Here is a 16,386-nt window from a genome sequence, read left to right as displayed (position 1 = left end):
GGGTGGGAAAGTCAGTGGACGCCGGGGCCGTAGCCGCCGCCGACCAGTTCAGGGGCCTCGTGGGCGTCGGCGTCGCCGTGCTCCGCCAGCCATCGTTCCGCGTCGATCGCGGCGCTGCAGCCGGAGCCGGCCGCCGTGATGGCCTGCCGGTAGGTGCGGTCCACCAGGTCGCCGGCCGCGAACACGCCGGGCACGTTCGTGTAAGACGTGCGCCCCTGCGTGACGACGTAGCCGTCCTCGTCGACGTCGACCTGGCCCTTGACCAGCGCGCTGCGCGGGTCGTGGCCGATCGCGACGAAGAAGCCGGTGACGTCCAGCGTCTGCTCGTCGCCGGTCCGGGTGTCCTTGACCTTGACGCCCTGGACCTTCCCGTCACCCTCGACGCCGGTGATCTGGGAGTTCAGCTGCCACTTGATCTTCTCGTTCGCGCGGGCGCGCTCGAGCATGATCTTCGACGCCCGGAACTCGTCCCGGCGGTGCACGATCGTGACGGACTTGGCGAACTTGGTCAGGAAGGTCGCCTCCTCCATCGCGGAGTCGCCGCCGCCGGCCACGACGATGTCGTGGTCCCGGAAGAAGAAGCCGTCACACGTCGCACAGGCCGACACACCGCGGCCGAGCAGGTCCTGCTCACCCGGCACGTTCAGGTAGCGCGCGGCCGCGCCCATGGCGAGGATGACCGCGCGGGCCGCGTAGCGCTTGCCGTTCGCGACGACGTACTTCACGTCGCCCGTCAGCTCCAGCGATTCGACGTCCTCCGCGCGCAGCTCGGCGCCGAAGCGCTCGGCCTGCTTGCGCATCTCCTCCATCAGGTCCGGCCCTTGGATGCCGTCGCGGAAGCCGGGGAAGTTCTCGACCTCCGTGGTGGTCATCAGCGCACCGCCGAACTGGGTGCCCTCGAACACCAGCGGCTCAAGCTGTGCGCGTGCCGCGTAGACCGCGGCGGTGTAACCGGCAGGACCAGACCCGACCACGATCAGGTTCCTGATTTCCTCGGCAGCCACCCGTGAACCTCCGCTCGTAGTGACCTGTGCATCAGGCTCAACACGATCGTAGGTGGCGGTGTTCCCGACGGTGACGCCCACTACTTACCGAAGCATTACCGGCCCCGACCAGCGGCTATTTCTTCCCGACGACCTTGTCGAACAGCTTGTCGGGGTAACCGGGGCCGCAGTCGGCGCCGAAGGCCACGATCCGGTACTGCGCGAGCTTTCCCGTGGTGTAGATGACGAGCACGCCGGCCTTGCCGCCGACGTTCACCGGCCGGATGCCCGCCGGGCGCACGTTCGCGTCCAGCCCGGCCGCGGTGACGCACTCGTCGAGCCGTTGCTCGTCCTGCAGCGGGCCGAAATCGCGGACGCCCATGGCGCCGCCCAGCAGGGCTTCAGCGCCGCTGCCGTCGCCGCCGACCGACGGTCCGGGCGGCGCGGGTGCCGCCACCCCGGGCGTCCCGGTCTCCTGCGACGTGCCGGGCACCGCGACGGCCACGACGACGATCGCCGCGGCGGCCGCGGTCAGCGCCCCGGCGCCCCAGCCGAGCCGCCGGTTGCGTTTCCGCCGTGCGGCCGCGAGATCCACCACGGGCGCGCGGCCGGCCGCCGGAGCTGCCGGTGCCGCGGCCGGGATCGGCGCGGGACCGGGAAACGAGGCGGCCTGCCGGGTGGAGGCCTCCGCCGCCAGCGCCGCGTCCAGCCGCGCCGCGTACTCGGCGGGCATCGGCGCGGGCTCCAGCGCGAGCGACGCCAGGTCGGCCGTGGTGGCCTCCAGCGCCTCGATCACGGCGAGCGCTTCGGGGTCGTCGTTGACCCGGGGCCACAGCTCGGCGGCCTCGTGTTCGTCCAGGACGCCCGCGTGGAGGTCGGCGAGCAGGTCGACAGACCAGGGCGGCTCGGCGGCTCCGCCGACCCCCCGACTTTCGTCCGTCATCGTCCCTCCCCGTTCCCCGGCGAGCCGTCGGCCCGCCCGGCACTCCGGGACCCCTCCGAAGTGGCGCGCTTGCGTTTGCTTTCGTTAGTTGGGACGCCTCCGTGCGCATCGGGGTTCCGCAGATGCCCGAGAACCTTCGCGAGTTTCCCGCGTCCCCTGGCACATCGGCTCTTCACGGTGCCCTCGGCGATGCCGAGCATCTTCGCCGTCTCGGCCACCGAATAACCCTCGACGTCGACGAGCAGGATCGGTGCGCGCTGGTCCTCGGGCAGCTGCTCCAGGGCGGCGCGGACGAGCAGGCTGGTTTCCTTCTCCGCCATCGAGTCGCGCGGCGACGCCGGCTCGTTGAAGCCGGTTTCGGGCAGCGGGACGGTGGGCCGGGCCTGGCGGCGGCGGATCCGGTCGAGGCAGGCGTTGACGACGATCCGGTGCAGCCAGGTGGTCACCTGGGACTCGGCGCGGAAGTTGCCCGCCGCGCGGAAGGCCGAGATGAACGCCTCCTGCAGCGCGTCCGCGGCCTCCTCCGGATCCCGCAGGGTCCGCAGCGCGACCGCCCAGAGGCGGTCCCGATGTCGCCGGACCAGTTCACTGAACGCATGCGGATCCCCGGCGGCGTGCGCCGCTATGAGATCAGCATCCGTGGGAGCTGCAGCCGTCACCCGGGAGAGCCTACTGAGTGGGTAAGGAGCGTCACCCCGCAGGCAGGAAGCTCAGTTCGCCGATCTGGCTGATGAAGCCGCCGTTGCCGTCGTCACCCAGCTGGGTGATCCAGACGATGAAGTACTGGCTCTGCGTCGGCTGCTGGAGGGTGATGGTGGTGTCGGCCGCGTTCAGATCGCCGGAGCCGACCACCTTGGTGTCGGCCAGCTTCGGGTTCTTGCTGTCCGCGGACCGGATTTCGACCTTCGTGCCCGGGCTGTCGGCGGTGATCTTCACCTGGGCCAGGTTCACCGGGTTGTCGAACGAGACCACGATGCCGACGCCGGACTTCAGCACCGGCAGCTGCTGCTGGTACTGGTCGGTGCGCCAGGTCGTGCCGGGATCGCCGTCGATGGTGTTCTTCGCGCGTCCCGAGTTGTCGCCCGAGCCTTCCGGGTTGTAGACGCTCGCCGACGTCGGGGTGACCGCCGCGCCGATCTTCGGCTGGGCCGGCGAGGACGGCGGGGGCGTGGCCGAGTTCGCCGGCGGCGGCGCGTTCTGGCTGCTCGGCGCCGCGACGTTGATCGTCGGGCCGCTGGCCTTCGAATCGCCCTGGAACAGGTTGATCAGCATCAGCCCGCCCCAGGCCAGGATCACCACGGTGGCGACCACCAGCACGGTGACGCCGAACGCCAGCTTCCGCCGCCGCGCCACGTCTTTCACCGGCTTCTTGGTGGTCCACAGCGTGCCGTCGGCCGGGGCCTCGTCGCTGTCGCCGACCGCCTTGATCAGCTGGGTGCGCTCCTCCTCGTCGGCCACCTGGCCGAGCACGCGCAGGATCGCCGAGCTGGTCCGGATGCCGCCGTTGCCGCCGTCCTCGATCGTGCGGACGGCCAGCGAGGACAGCTCCGGCGGCACCGCGGGCACCAGCGTGCGCGGCGGCACGACCAGGCCCTGCGGGGTCAGCGGCGCCGCGGGGATCGCGGGCGGCCCGCCCGGCAACGCCCAACGGCCGGTGAGCAGCAGGTAAAGGACCGCGCCGAGCGCTTTCACGTCGTCACGCAGCGTCGCCTCCGGCAGCGGGCCGGGAAACGCGAGCTTCAACGCGCCGTTCGGCGTGAGCCGCAGGCGCTGGGGGTGGTCGAGGCCGAGGACCAGGCCGTTCTGGTGCGCGTGCTCCACCGCTTCGGCGAGCGCCTGCACCATCCGCGCGGCCGCCGCGGGCGCCACCGGCCGCTGCGCGACGAGGTCGACCAGGTCACTGCCCTTGGTCCACTCCGCGACGACGACGCCGAGCAGCCCCTCGCTCGAGGTCACGCCGCTGCCGAGGCTCAGCACGTCGAGGACCCTGGCGACACCGCCGTGGCCGAACTTCGACGCGTGCGCCGCGCGCTCCAGTGTCCGCCGGGCCAGCCTCGCGGCCTCCGGGTCCGCCGGATCACCGACCAGCAGGGTCAGCGCGACGTCGCGCTTGAGCTGCCCATCGCGTGCCCGCCACAGGTGCGCGGCGGCCCGTTCGTCCACCCCGAACTGCGCGAGCAGGCGGTACCGGCCGTCGCCGACGACCCGGCCCGGGGCCAGCGAGCCGCCCTGGGCACGTATGCCCGAACGGCTGGCCTCCCCTGCCTGTTCGCTCCGTCTCGTGTCCACCGCTTCTCTCCCGCGTCGCGCTCCCGGGTCGAGGGTACCCGGATCAGCTCCGGGGGAAGCGTCGTGAGTCGTGAATCAATCGTTACCCGCGCTTGATCAAACGGGTGATTCTGGACGAGGCGGGCACCAGCTCCTCGACCTTCAGCGCCATGAGCACGCCGAACGAGACGCCGATGCCGACGATCCCCTGCAGCAGCAACTTGACCCAGGCGTGCAAAGTCACGCCCAGCGAGTCCGGCACGATGTGCCCCACGAGCCACGCCGCGGCCACGCCGAGCACACTCGCGACGACCGTGAACAGGATCACCCCGATCACCCGCTTGCTCCGCAGGTTGCCCAGCGTCACCCACAGCCACACCTGGCCGAGGACCGCGCCGACGACGAACGTCAGCGCGTTCACCATCATCACGCCCAGCACGATGTTGTCCGGCGACAGCACGACCGGGCACAGGTACAGCAGCGGCACCTTGACCAGCGTCATCACGATCATGATCAGCGTCGGCGTCCGGGCGTCCTTCATCGCGTAGAACACGCGCATCTGCAGCATCACCAGCGCGTACGGCAGCAGCGCGAACGCCGAAATGGCCAGCGCCTCGCCGAGCCGCTCCGCGCTCTCCAGCGAGCCCTTGCCGAAGGTGAACAGCGCGACGCCGATCGACGAGCCGACGATGGTCATCACCGCCGAGATCGGCACGAGCATCACCGTGGAGATCCTCGACGCGTACGACAGGTCGCCGATCAGCTTCTTGGTGTCGCCGTCCGCGGCCGCGCGGCTCATCCGCGGCATGATCGCCGTGAGCAGCGAGACGCCGATGACGCCGTACGGCAGCTGGAACAGCAGCCACGCGTTGCTGTACGCGGTGACACCGCCGGGCGTGCCCTTGGTCAGCACCCGTGTGGTGACGGTGTAGCCGACCTGGCTCACCGCGACGTAGCCGACGATCCACAGCGCCAGCCCGCCGAACTCCTTCATCCGCCGGTCGATGCCCCACAGCCACTTCGGCCGGAAGCCGGACCGCAGCAGCGGCGGGATCAGCATGAACGCCTGCGCGACGATGCCGGCGGTCACGCCGAGGCCCAGCGTGAGCACCTTCGGGTCGGTGATCGACGGGTGCGCCTCGTCGATCGAGCCCGGCATGATCCACACGACCAGGATCGTGAAGATGACGACCATGTTGTTGACCACCGGCGCCCACGCGGTGGGGCCGAAGATCTGCTTCGCGTTCAGGATCGCCGAAAGCAGCGCGAACACCCCGTAGAAGAAGATCTCGGGCAGCAGCAGGTACGCGAACGCCGTGGTCAGCTGCGGGCTGGCCCGGCCGGAGGAGTCGACGTACAGCGAGGTGAACGCCGGCGCGGCGATCACCGCGATCACCGTGCCGATCAGCAGCAGCGTGATCGCGACCGTGAGCAGCCGCTGGGTGTACGCCTGGCCGCCGTCCTCGTCGTCCTGCGAGCGCACCAGGAGCGGCACCACCACGCTGGCGAGCACGCCGCCCATCAGCAGCTCGAAGATGATGTTCGGCATCGTGTTCGCGACGTTGAACGAGTCGTTCGAGATGCCCGCGCCGATCGCCGCCACCAGCAGCAGCTTCCACAGGAAGCCGGTGATGCGGCTGATCAGCGAAGCGATCGCCATCCGCCCGCTCGCCTTCGCGAGCGAAGGCGCCTTCGCCGGAGTGACCGGTTGTTCGCCGGTCGACGTCGGCCCGGCCGGGCGCACCAGCGGCGCGTCCCGGATCCGCGGCATGACCTGCGTGGCCAGCGCGTCGTACGGGCGCAGGACGTCCGGGTCGGCGGTCGGCCAGCGCGAGGCGGCCATCGGGACGCCGGCGGTGCGCGGGATGAACCGCGTGGCCTCCGGGTCGCGCCGGGCCTCCTCCTGCCACGGCCGGATCGGCGCGCCCGGGCGAGGGCCGCGGCCGCGGTGCGGCGGGCCGGGCGGGATCTGCTGCGGTCCGGACGGCGGCCCCGACGACGGCGGCTGCTGCGGCATCGCGCCCGAGGACATCGGCCCGGACGGCTGCGGCAGCGGACCCGAGGGCGTCGGCCCCGAGGGCATCGGGCCGGACGGTTGCGGCAACGGCGGCCGCCCCTGCGGAGGCGGGGGCGGCGGCGGTACTTGCTGACGACGGGTGGGCGGCGGTCCGGCCGGCTTGCGCGGCGGCGCGCCCTGGCGGCCCTGCGGCGGAGGCGGCGGCGGGACCCGGCGTTGCGGGCGCTCTTCGGGCACGGGCATCCGCCGCGTCCGGCCGTTCGGGGGTGGCGGCTGCCTGCGCTCCGGCGGCGGCTGGCCCTGTGGCGGCGGCTGGCGACGGCGGCGCGGCGGTTCACCCCGCTCGTCGCGCCGCGGTGGCGCCCCTTCGCGCCGAGGACGGCCCGCACGCTCGGGTGGTAAGCCCGGCTCTTTGTCCAACGCGTGCCCAATCCTCGGTACTCGGGGTCCCTGCCATTGTGGCAGCGGTCGACCCAGGGTAATCGTGAACGGGCTGGAACACTCGGTCCCCCGAGGACAAGGCCGGAAAACTCAGCGCGCCTGGCGGCTCTCCTTGATCCGCCGGTAGATGCGGCGCGAGGCCAGCAGGAGCAGCGCGCAGCCGGCGACGACGGTGAAGATGATCGTGATCGGGCCGTACTCGGTCGAGGTCAGCTCGAACCGCGCGGGCGTGCCGAGCGAGGTGCCGCTGGGCGTGGTCAACGACACATCGACGCTGAGCAGGCCGGCGCGCAGGGCCTCGATCTGCAGGTACTCGTTCTTGCTGCCGCCGGCCGGGAAGAACAGGTTCTGCGCGGCCAGCGGCCGGATGCCGACGCTGTTCTGCAGCGCGATCTGCGCGTCGATGCCCACCGGCAGGTCGTTGCTCACGAACACCGGCAGCGGCGACGAGCCCGAGGCCAGCGCGATCGTCTGCTTCGGCTGCTCCACGGTCACCTGGTTGCGGATCGCGCCGAGCTCGGCGTTGGCGTTCGCCACCGCGGCGCCGGGCGCGGCCGACTGCCACGCCGTCGACGCGCCGCGCACGATCGCGTCACGCACCGGCGCGACGATGGCGTCGGGCTGCACCCGCCGGGTGGTGTCCATCCGCATGGCCGACAGCAGCCCGGAGGCCTGCGTGTCGAGGGTCGACAGCGTGTCCGGGTCGCCGGTCCCGGCGGGCTGGTCCCGGTTGCCGGCCGACAGCGCGGCGGTGCCCGTCGGATCGACCTGCAGCTGCGAGGTCAGCGGCAGGCTGGAGGCCATCCCGTCGCCGAAGAAGGTGCCGAGCTGGTCCAGGAAAGCGGTCAGCTCGGACATCGGCGCGGACCACCGGCGCGGCGGCGCGACCAGCAGACGCGCGTTCTGCTTGGCGTCCGCCCGGCCCAGACCCGCTTCATACGCGATGGCGGCCAGGCCGTTCTGCCCGGAGATCGCGGGCTGGGAAGCCGCGCCGACGGTGGTCGGGGCCTGCGGGTTCGGCGGGGCGCCGGTCATCGCGCTCGCGATCAGCCCGTCGATCGGCTGGGCGCGCAGCCCGCCCGGGGACAGCGTGACGGCGCCGGTGACCGGGGTCTTGGACTGGAGCTTCGAGCCGTCCGTGAGCACCGTGCCGAAGCCGGCGCCGGCGATCGCGGTGAGCGCCTGCCCGTCCGGCGTCCCGTCCGGCCACAGCACGCCCTCCTGCGGCTGGACGCCGAGCAGCTGCCGGATCGTCGCGGCGCCGCCGAGCGCGGACTGCAGCAGGTTCGGGTCGGTCCCGGTGGCGGAGTGCACCTGGCCCAGCGTGGTGAGGTCGGCGTCGGCGAACGGCATGGTGACCACGCAGCGGTCCTTGACCAGCGCGCGCAGCGAGGCCAGCCAGTCGCTCGCCGCGGCGGCGTTCTGGCCCTGCGCGCCGCCGACGAGGTAGCCGCGGGTCATCGCGTCGACGGTCCGCAGCAGGTCGGGGTCGAGCGCGAAGCACAGCGAATCGCGGACGTGGGGGTTGTTCTCCTCGGCCGCCCGCGCGGCGGAGACGAGGGAGTACAGCCGCCCGTTCGGCTTCAGCTCGTTCTCCAGCGTGTCGTCCGACAGCGCCAGCCGGCCGCCGTAGGGCGAGGAGAGCACGTGCGGCGAGCTGTCGGTGATCGGCCAGAGGACGCTGACGTTCGCGTGCTTGGACGGCGGCGGCGTCGACTTCCCGCCCGGCGCCGAGAGCACCGGCATCAGCACGCTGACCGCGGCCAGCCGCGCGGTGCCGCCGAACTCCGGCGTGCCGTTGACGTTCACCAGCATCGGGTACACCCCGGGCTTGCCCAGCGCGCTCCTGCCGGTCAGCGGCACCTGGATGTCGAAGCGGGCGCTCCGACCCGGCTCGAGCGAATCGGTGAGCGTGGTGAAGTCCGTCAACGGGGTGTCCTGGATCGGCTCGCCCGCCAGCACGCCGGACATCGCGCGGTCGCTGGTCAGCCGCTCGCCGACCTGCAGCCGCGCCTGCGGGCGGGCGATCCGGCGGTCGCCGATGTTGGTCACGGTGCCGGACACCGAAAGCGTCGTCGAAGCGCCGGTGATGACGCGGGGGTTCAGCTGGGCGAGGTCGATCCGCAGCCGCGGGGGCTCCGGGCTCGGCTCGTCCTGGGCCTGCGCGGGCGCGCCGATCAGGGCGGCCACTGCGAAGAACAGCAGGGACAGGAAGAAGGCGGCCGGCCGCTTCACTCGGGTGCTCCCTCTCAGGCGCGGTCGTCGTGCGCGAAAAGTTCTTTGGCCTTGCGGACCAGCTTGCGCTCATCCGAATAGGCGAGAGTGTGCTCCAGCTCGGCCAGCGGGACCCAGGCGACCTCGGTGACTTCGACGTCCTCGTCGGAGAGCTCGCCACCCGTCGACTCGAGCAGGAAGTGGTGCACGGTCTTGTGCACCCGTCGTCGTTCGGCCACGAACCAGTAGTCGATGGTGCCCAGCGGCCGCAGCACCCGCGCCGAGATGCCCGTTTCTTCCTTCACCTCGCGCATCGCGGTCTGCTCCACCGTCTCACCGTCCTCGATGTGGCCCTTCGGCAACGACCAGAGCAGTTTGCCGTGCCGGTCGAGCCGCCCGATCAGCGCGGCATGCTGACGGTCCGGGTCGACCACCAGCCCGCCGGCCGAGGTCTCGTCCACGGTGGTCAGCCGCCTGCCGCGCTGGCGCCGGCGCCGCCGTCGCGGCTTGGGCGCTCCGGCGCGGCCGGCTGATCCAGGCATGCTGCGATGCTAGAGCAAACGGTTGCCCAGGTACGCTGGCTCTCCGTGTCCGTGTCCGACGGTGCCCGTAGTAGTGGCGCCACGTCCGTGGTGGGATCGAAGTGAACAACCTGGTCGCCCAGCAGAACGCGGTGACGGAACTGATGCGTGTGTCCCCCTTGGCCGATGAGCTGGCGGAGCGGTTCGCCCGCGCCGGCCACCGGCTGTACCTGGTCGGCGGCAGCGTGCGTGACGCGATGCTCGGCCGGCTCTCGGCCGACCTCGACTTCACCACCGACGCGCGGCCCGACCGCGTGCTGCAGATCGTCAGCGAGTGGGGCGACGCGGTGTGGGACGTCGGCATCGCCTTCGGCACTGTCGGGGTGACGAAAAAGGGCATGACGCTCGAGATCACCACCTTCCGCGCCGACAGCTACGACCGGGTTGGCCGCAATCCCCAGGTCACCTTCGGCGACAGCATCGAAGGAGACCTGCTCCGGCGCGACTTCACCGTGAACGCGATGGCGATCGACCTGGCCGCCAAGACGTTCATCGACCCGCACGGCGGGCTCGACGCGTTGCGGCTGAAGGTGCTGGACACCCCCGCGACGCCGCAGGAGTCCTTCGCCGACGACCCGCTGCGGATGCTGCGCGCGGCCCGCTTCGCCGCGCAGCTCGGCTTCGTGCCCGCGCCGCGCGTGGTCGACGCGATGACGTCGATGGCGGACGAGATCACCCGGATCACGGCCGAGCGCGTGCAGACCGAGCTGTCGAAGCTGATGCTCGCGCCCGACCCGCGCCCCGGCCTGGAGCTGCTGGTGGACACCGGGCTGGCCGACCACGTGCTGCCCGAGCTGCCCGGCATGCGGCTGACCATCGACGAGCACCATCAGCACAAGGACGTCTACCAGCACTCCCTGACCGTGCTCGCGCAGGCGATCGAGCTCGAGCAGACGCACGAGCCGAAGTCGGAGCCGGACCTGGTCTTGCGGCTCGCGGCGCTGCTGCACGACGCCGGCAAGCCGGAGACCCGCGAGTTCCAGCCGGGCGGCGGCGTGAGCTTCCACCACCACGAGGTGGTCGGCGCGCGGATGGCCCGCAAGCGTTTGCGCGCGCTGAAGTACTCCAAGGAGATCGTCGAGGCGGTTTCCCAGCTCGTGTTCCTGCACCTGCGGTTCCACGGCTACGCGAACGGCGAGTGGACCGATTCGGCCGTGCGCCGCTACGTCACCGACGCGGGCGAGCTGCTGACCCGGCTGCACAAGCTCGTGCGCGCCGACTCGACCACGCGCAACCGCAAGAAGGCGGCCGCGCTGCAGGCGACGTACGACGACCTCGAGGTGCGCATCGCGCGGCTGAAGGAGCAGGAGGACCTGGACCGGGTCCGCCCCGACCTCGACGGCAACGAGATCATGCGGCTGCTCGGCCTCAAGCCAGGCCCGGACGTCGGCCGCGCGTGGAAGTTCCTCAAGGAGCTGCGCCTCGACCGCGGCCCCCTGGACCACGACGAGGCCGTGGCCGAGCTGAAGCGCTGGGCCGCCGCCGAGGGGCTCACCGCCGGGGACTGACCTCGCGCTCCGGACACGGTTGATCACCCTGGGGTGGCCGGAGCCGGCGCCCGGCGAACACGAGTCGAATTCGTGATCGCGAATTCGGCCGTTTCCCCATTCAGCCCCTGGATGGATACCCGGCGAGCGGGAATACTCGCTGCCCCGGGTGTGCCGTCGGGGGCGCGCCCCGATCCGGGGAGATCGATGGCGGCGCAGACGTCCGAAGGCCGGTCGGAACGCACCGCGAGCTTCCTGGTGACCCTGCTGCGCCGCGGCACGCCCGCGCTGGCGACGGCGACCACCGGGCTCACCGACGAGATCGCCGACCCCACCCCGGTCCGCGCGCTGAAGCGGATCTCGCGCATGGCCGGCCCGGTCGACGCGAGGTACAACGACGGCCTGCTGCTGCGGTCGGCGCGGTATGTGGTGCTGGTGCCGCTGGCCTACCGGATCGTCGCGGTGCCCGGTGCGTTCGGCGCGTTCGTGGTGGCGCACGGATCGCAGGGCGCGCTGCCGGTGGGGCTGGTGGCGCTCTGCTCGGTGGCGATGAGCGCGTTCGGCATGTTCTGGATGCTGCGCCGGGCCCCGTTCCGCAGCGGCCAGGCGGCGCGGCTGCTGATCGCCGACCTGGTCATCACGGTGGCGTTCCAGCTGGTCATCGGCCTGAGCGTGCCGTCGGCGGTGTTCCACGACGCGCTGGGGGTCGCCGAGAAGCACCTGCTCGGGGAGATCGCGTTGCTGACGCTCGCCGTCGGCATCCCGGCGGGACTCGGCCTGGCCGTGCTGAGCCTGCCCGTGCGGCTGCTGTCGGACTGGCTGAACAGCGGCTCGGCCGAGTTCGCGCAGGCCTGGTCGCTTTACCCGACGATGTTCGGCGTGCTGTTCACAGGGATCGGCGGGCTGATCCTGGTCGGCCTCGGCACGCGGCTCGCGCTGGCGTACGGCATCCGCAACGGGCGGCTGGCCGAGCGCGCGCAGCAGCACCGGATGCTGCACGACACCGTGCTGCAGACGCTGGAGGCGATCTCGCTCGGCGGCGCCGGGGATTCCCGGGAGCGGCTGGTCGAGGTGCAGCGGCTGGCCCGCGCGCAGGCGATGGAGCTGCGGCAGACCATCGAAACCGCTGCCGCACAACGCGCCGAGGAGGGTTCGCGGCCGCTGGGCGAGAAGCTCGCCGCGCTGGCCGCCGAGATGGCGCGCGACGGCCTGCGCGCCCAGCTGGTGATCTCCGAGCTGGACGACGACACCCTGTCGGAGGTCCGGCAGATCGCGATCCGCGACGCGGTGCGCGAGGCACTGCGCAACACGATGAAACACGCCGAGACCGACAAGGTCGTGGTCCGGGTCGAGGAGCGCGACGGCGGCATCGCCGTGATCACGCGCGACCACGGCACCGGTTTCAGCACCGAGACGCGGCCCGCGGGGTTCGGCATCAGCGAGTCGATCACCGCGCGGCTGGCCGAGGTCGGCGGCACCTCGCTGGTGGAGTCGACCCCCGGCAACGGCACGCGAGTGACATTGTGGGTGCCGTTCTGAACCTGGCTGTTCTCAAGTCTGGCCTGGTAAACACGGCAGGGTGACCGACTTCCTAGCCGACGCCCTGTCCGCCTACCGCGCCGGGGACACCGCCCAGGCTGCCACCTTGGCCGCCCGCGCCGATTCCCCGCTGGGCGCCGAGCTTTCCGCCTATCTCGCCACCGACGGCTCCGGCCCGGTGTACGACCAGCCGCGCGCCTTCACCACGTTCATCCGCGGCGGCGGCAACGTCGGGCTGTACCAACGGCTGAGCGCCGAGCTGGCCGCGCGGTACGACCAACTGCGCCCGGAATCCTTGCTGGACTTGGGTTGTGGCGACGGGCTGGCCGTGGTTCCGGCGCTGGCGCAGGCGTCGTTCCGGCCGTCGCGGGTCGACCTGGTGGAGCCGTCGGCCGGGCTGCTGTCCGCTGTGGACGTTCCCGGCGGCAACCGGTTCGAGGCGACGGCGCAGGACTTCCTGGCCGCGCACGGTTCCACGTGGAACCTTGTGCAGTCGACGTTCGCGTTGCAGTCCATTCCGCCGGCCGAGCGCACCGAAGTCCTCCGTACGCTGCGCCCCCGCACCGGGACGCTGTTGCTGGCGGAGTTCGACGTCCCGGAGCTGGCCGAGGGCTCGCCAGAGCACCTCCGGTCGCTGGCCGCGCGGTACGAACGCGGCGTCGCGGAATACGGTGAGGACGCTTCCCTTGTCGCACAAGGCTTTCTCATGCCCGTACTGCTCGGTGTCGCCGCCGGTGCGCAGCGCACGAACTGGGAGCAGCCGGCCGCGAGCTGGTCGGCGCAGCTCGCCGAGGCCGGCTTCACCGACGTCACCGTCGAACCGCTCGCCGACTACTGGTGGTCGCCCGCGGTCCTGGTCACCGCGCGCGGTTCACACGCGGGATAGCGCCCCGGCCTCCACGTGCTGCGCGATCGGGCGCGGCAGCAGGTACGCGACGGCGCCGCCGGGCATCGGGCCCCACGGCGCGGTCACGCCGGTGAGCACGCGCAGCGCCCGCTGCACCCGGTACTGCTGGTGCTCCCGCTCCCGCGTCGGGGTCAGCGAGGTCTCCTCGAACCGCGTGGACGCCGAGTGCACGAGGTTGCCCGTCTCGTTGCCGTAGCGGTGCACGGTGACGCCCGCCGGGAGCACGATCAGCCGCTTGCCGCGGTAGAAGCTCAACGGCGGCTCGCCGCGCAGCGGGAGGATCGGCCAGTCCGCCGGCTGGTCGGACTCGTCGGGCGCGCGCGGCGGCAGCATCAGCAGCGTGCCGAGCAGGTACCGCGCGGCGTCGGCCAGGTTCGGGAAGGCCACCGGCTCCGTGGACGGCGGGCGCGAGACCTCCCAGCCGTTGTCGGCGCGGCGCAGCGTCCAGACGTCGTCGACGGGCACCTCGTTCGCGCCGATGCGATACGCGGATGCGGGCACGCCCTGCTCCACCAGCCGTTGCTGCAACAGAGTCAGCGTCTCGGAGGCCCGCAGCGGACGGCCCGGGTCGCCTTCGCGCGCGACGTGGGCCAGCGCCGTGTCGTCGGGCAGATCGGCTTCGGAGCGCTTCGGCCGCGGCTGGCCGAGCACGTCGGCCTCCGCCGTGGCGCGCACCAGCTCACGCACGATCGGCGGCCGGAAGCCGGCCGCGCGGATGTGCTCCACCAGCTCCGGCTCCGGTGGCACGCCGTACTTCCGCAGGTAGTGCGGCACGGCGGCGGGCCAGATCCAGGCGCCGTCGGTGTGGAAGGCCTGCGGCACGTCCGGCGGCCCGCCGGGCGCGAAGATGTCCGGCTGCGGCGTCGGGCGATGCATCGCGACGGGCGCGCGGAACAGGTAGTCGAGCACCCCGCGGACCTGGTCCGGCGGCACCGGCGGGCGGTTGACCACGGGCCGTTCGCCCTCGTTGTGGCCGTCGACCACCCGGGCCTGGCGGAAGGTGACGTCGAGCGGCGTCTCGGCCTTCGCGGCCAGCCACTCGGGAAGCTGCTTCGGCGAGCGCGCGAAATTCGCCAGCTCCATGGCGTACGGCAGCGACGTCGGACGGCCGTTGTCGTGCGGCGGGAGGCGCCACACGGGCTCGGCGTCCGCGTCGAAGTCGAAGTCGAACTGCGCCTCGGTGTCCAGCGTGAACGTGCCCTGGAACCAGGTGCCGGTCTCCGGCTGGTACATCGCGGCGCGCAGCTGGGCGAACAGCGTGGTCAGCTGCGGCGGCGCGGGCAGCGACACGGACACCGGCCCGTTCTCGTCGCCGATCGCGCGGACTTCCAGCTCCGAGTAGTCCCCGACCTGCCGGAACTGGGCGCCGACGCGCGTCCAGCCGCCAGGCACGGCGCGCAGCGTGCGGCCGATTGCGCGCAACAGCTTGCTCTGGTCGCCATCGGTCTCGTGGTGCGCCTCGGCGGCGTAGTCGCGGCGGGTCTGCCAGAGCCCCGTGAGCTGCTTCGCGGGCACTGTCACCGAGAAGTCGGTGAGGCCGAGCTGCGCGGCGCGCACCGGATCGTGCTGCGTCCACCGCAGGGTCAGGTCGGGCTGATCACCGGGGGCGACCTCGAACAGCTCGTTGTCGTACTCGCAGTAGGTCTTGAGCGTGAACGTCGCCGGGACCTCGTTCGCCAGCACCACCCGGGCCGGACGGCCTTCATGCTCCCGGTCGAAGCCCTCGGGTGTGTCGTTGTCGTCCGGCAGCAGCGAAAGCAGCAGCGTGCCGTCAGTGGTCGACCGCTCGGCCGCGAACGTCCGCCCCTCCAGCGTCGCGTACAGCCCGTCCGGGCGTTCCGCCGCTTCGACCCGGTAGCGCACCTCGGTTCCTCCCCATCCCCTTGATGACCCGGAAGAATTTAGTCGACCGGGTAAAGCCTGGACCATCGGTCGCCGGACGGCGCGTCCGGCCCGAACTCGGCCACGGCGTCCTCGGCCAGCTCTGTGATCACGTCGCGCAGCTCCAGCCGGTTCAGCCAGCGGGCCGGGAGCGCGTCCTCGCCGTACATCGCGCCGACGAGGTTGCCGCAGATCGAGCCGGTGGAATCGCTGTCGCCGCCGTGGTTCACCGCCGCCAGCAACGCGGATTCGGCGTCTTCGGTGGTCAGGGCCACGTACACGGACGTCGAGAGCGCCGTCTCCCCGACGTTGCCCTCCCCGAGCGCCTCGAGTCGTTCGGGCGTCGGCGGCCCGGGCGCCGCCAGTGCCTGCTCCAGCGCGGCGTCGGTCTCCTCGTGCCCGGGGTGGCGCACCAGCTCGGCGCGAGCCGTAGAAACGGCGTCGGGCAAGGGCTTGCCGATCAGCAGCTCGCGCATCACCACCGCGAAAGCACCGGCCGACAAATACCCGCTCGGGTGACCGTGGGTCAGCGCCGCGGCTTCGGCGGCGAGCCCGAACACCTCCGCCGGGTCGTCGGACCACAGCGCGACGGGCGCGACGCGCATGACGCCGCCGCAGCCCTTGGAGTTGTTCACCGGCCGCTCGACGCTGCCGCGGATGCCGGACCGGCCGTACGCCTCCAGTTCGCCGAAGCAGGTCAGCCCGGGCGCGCGCCGGCTGAACAGCTCGCCGTGCGTGATCAGCCGGCCGTCCGGCGCGGCGGTCTCCGAGTGCGGTCCGCGCGCCCGTTCCCACGGCACGCCCTGCGTGTGCAGCCAGCGCTGATACGCCATCTGCAGCGAGTGCACGACGTCGGCGGACCCGGTCCGGCGACGCTGCGAGTGGGCGCGGATCAGGGCTTCGAGCGTGAACAGCGTCATCTGCGTGTCGTCGGTGAAACGACCTTCGCCGCCGTACGCGGAGAGGTAGCCGGTGATCCCGGCCGGCCCGGCGAGCTCCCGGATCCGGTCCATCGAGTCGAATTCCGTACGCGCGCCGAGTGCGTCGCCGATCGCCCCGGCGAGCAGGCTGCCGCGCAGCCGGTGTGCCTCCATGCCGCCCATCTTGCTCAGTGCCGCCGCCGAC

The 16,386-nt window shown here is 72.1% G+C and carries 12 protein-coding genes; 3 read left to right on the top strand and 9 right to left on the bottom strand.

Translation table 11 applies throughout. The features are described 5' to 3' along the window. Window positions 1-11 precede the first annotated feature (11 nt). The 7 genes from trxB to OG371_RS15340 all read right to left on the bottom strand — a co-directional run bounded on the left by trxB (window position 12) and on the right by OG371_RS15340 (window position 9,408). Window positions 12-1,004: a thioredoxin-disulfide reductase gene (trxB, locus tag OG371_RS15370; RefSeq protein WP_329069753.1), complete on the bottom strand. Its 993-nt coding sequence runs from the start codon at window positions 1,002-1,004 to the stop codon at window positions 12-14. A 115-nt stretch (window positions 1,005-1,119) separates the two neighbouring features. Beyond that, window positions 1,120-1,926 carry a hypothetical protein gene (locus OG371_RS15365; RefSeq protein ID WP_329069751.1) on the bottom strand — a complete coding sequence of 269 codons (807 nt, stop codon included), beginning with the start codon at window positions 1,924-1,926 and terminating at the stop codon, window positions 1,120-1,122. After that, window positions 1,923-2,585 carry an RNA polymerase sigma factor SigM gene (sigM, locus tag OG371_RS15360; protein ID WP_329069749.1) on the bottom strand — a complete coding sequence of 221 codons (663 nt, stop codon included), beginning with the start codon at window positions 2,583-2,585 and terminating at the stop codon, window positions 1,923-1,925. Before sigM ends, OG371_RS15365 begins: the two co-directional genes overlap by 4 nt. 31 nt (window positions 2,586-2,616) lie before the next feature. Continuing rightward, the gene (locus tag OG371_RS15355) at window positions 2,617-4,215 is read right to left on the bottom strand and encodes a protein kinase family protein (RefSeq protein ID WP_329069747.1); all 1,599 of its coding nucleotides are present in this window, start codon (window positions 4,213-4,215) and stop codon (window positions 2,617-2,619) included. Between the two features lie 82 nt (window positions 4,216-4,297). Then, a complete protein-coding gene (gene murJ, locus OG371_RS15350; RefSeq protein ID WP_442876160.1) occupies window positions 4,298-6,226 on the bottom strand; it encodes a murein biosynthesis integral membrane protein MurJ in 1,929 nt (642 codons plus the stop codon). 516 nt (window positions 6,227-6,742) lie between these two features. Next, entirely contained in the window at window positions 6,743-8,887 is a 2,145-nt protein-coding gene (locus OG371_RS15345; RefSeq protein WP_329069746.1) for a DUF6049 family protein, read from the bottom strand. Window positions 8,888-8,901: 14 nt separating this feature from the next. After that, a complete protein-coding gene (locus OG371_RS15340; protein WP_329069744.1) occupies window positions 8,902-9,408 on the bottom strand; it encodes an NUDIX hydrolase in 507 nt (168 codons plus the stop codon). Window positions 9,409-9,509: 101 nt separating this feature from the next. Here OG371_RS15340 and OG371_RS15335 point away from each other — a divergent pair, with 101 nt between their 5' ends. The 3 genes from OG371_RS15335 (at window position 9,510) to OG371_RS15325 (ending at window position 13,359) form a co-directional block, all read left to right on the top strand. After that, window positions 9,510-10,955: a CCA tRNA nucleotidyltransferase gene (locus OG371_RS15335; RefSeq protein ID WP_329069742.1), complete on the top strand. Its 1,446-nt coding sequence runs from the start codon at window positions 9,510-9,512 to the stop codon at window positions 10,953-10,955. Between the two features lie 186 nt (window positions 10,956-11,141). Further along, window positions 11,142-12,473, top strand: coding sequence for a sensor histidine kinase (locus tag OG371_RS15330; RefSeq protein WP_329069740.1), 1,332 nt, complete (start codon window positions 11,142-11,144; stop codon window positions 12,471-12,473). A 40-nt stretch (window positions 12,474-12,513) separates the two neighbouring features. Then, the gene (locus OG371_RS15325) at window positions 12,514-13,359 is read left to right on the top strand and encodes a class I SAM-dependent methyltransferase (protein WP_329069738.1); all 846 of its coding nucleotides are present in this window, start codon (window positions 12,514-12,516) and stop codon (window positions 13,357-13,359) included. On the opposite strand, the gene OG371_RS15320 is transcribed toward OG371_RS15325, so the two are convergent. Both OG371_RS15320 and OG371_RS15315 read right to left on the bottom strand, forming a co-directional pair. Then, complete coding sequence (locus OG371_RS15320; RefSeq protein WP_329069736.1) at window positions 13,345-15,243, bottom strand: TNT domain-containing protein; 1,899 nt, start codon at window positions 15,241-15,243, stop codon at window positions 13,345-13,347. The two genes, OG371_RS15325 and OG371_RS15320, sit on opposite strands and share 15 nt — an antisense overlap. A 38-nt stretch (window positions 15,244-15,281) precedes the next feature. Further along, window positions 15,282-16,355 carry an ADP-ribosylglycohydrolase family protein gene (locus OG371_RS15315; protein ID WP_329069734.1) on the bottom strand — a complete coding sequence of 358 codons (1,074 nt, stop codon included), beginning with the start codon at window positions 16,353-16,355 and terminating at the stop codon, window positions 15,282-15,284. Window positions 16,356-16,386 lie beyond the last annotated feature (31 nt).

It is taken from the genome of Amycolatopsis sp. NBC_01480 (assembly GCF_036227205.1).
GTDB lineage: Bacteria > Actinomycetota > Actinomycetes > Mycobacteriales > Pseudonocardiaceae > Amycolatopsis.
The sequence above is the reverse complement of the archived record's forward strand: the minus strand, read 5'-3'. Positions and strand labels throughout refer to the sequence as shown.

Coding starts and splice junctions, on each gene's coding strand:
- OG371_RS15315 (WP_329069734.1), bottom strand. CDS start 16,355: ATGGAGGCACACCGGCTGCGCGGCAGCCTGCTCGCCGGGGCGATCGGC.
- OG371_RS15330 (WP_329069740.1), top strand. CDS start 11,142: ATGGCGGCGCAGACGTCCGAAGGCCGGTCGGAACGCACCGCGAGCTTC.
- murJ (WP_442876160.1), bottom strand. CDS start 6,226: ATGTCCTCGGGCGCGATGCCGCAGCAGCCGCCGTCGTCGGGGCCGCCG.
- OG371_RS15340 (WP_329069744.1), bottom strand. CDS start 9,408: ATGCCTGGATCAGCCGGCCGCGCCGGAGCGCCCAAGCCGCGACGGCGG.
- OG371_RS15365 (WP_329069751.1), bottom strand. CDS start 1,926: ATGACGGACGAAAGTCGGGGGGTCGGCGGAGCCGCCGAGCCGCCCTGG.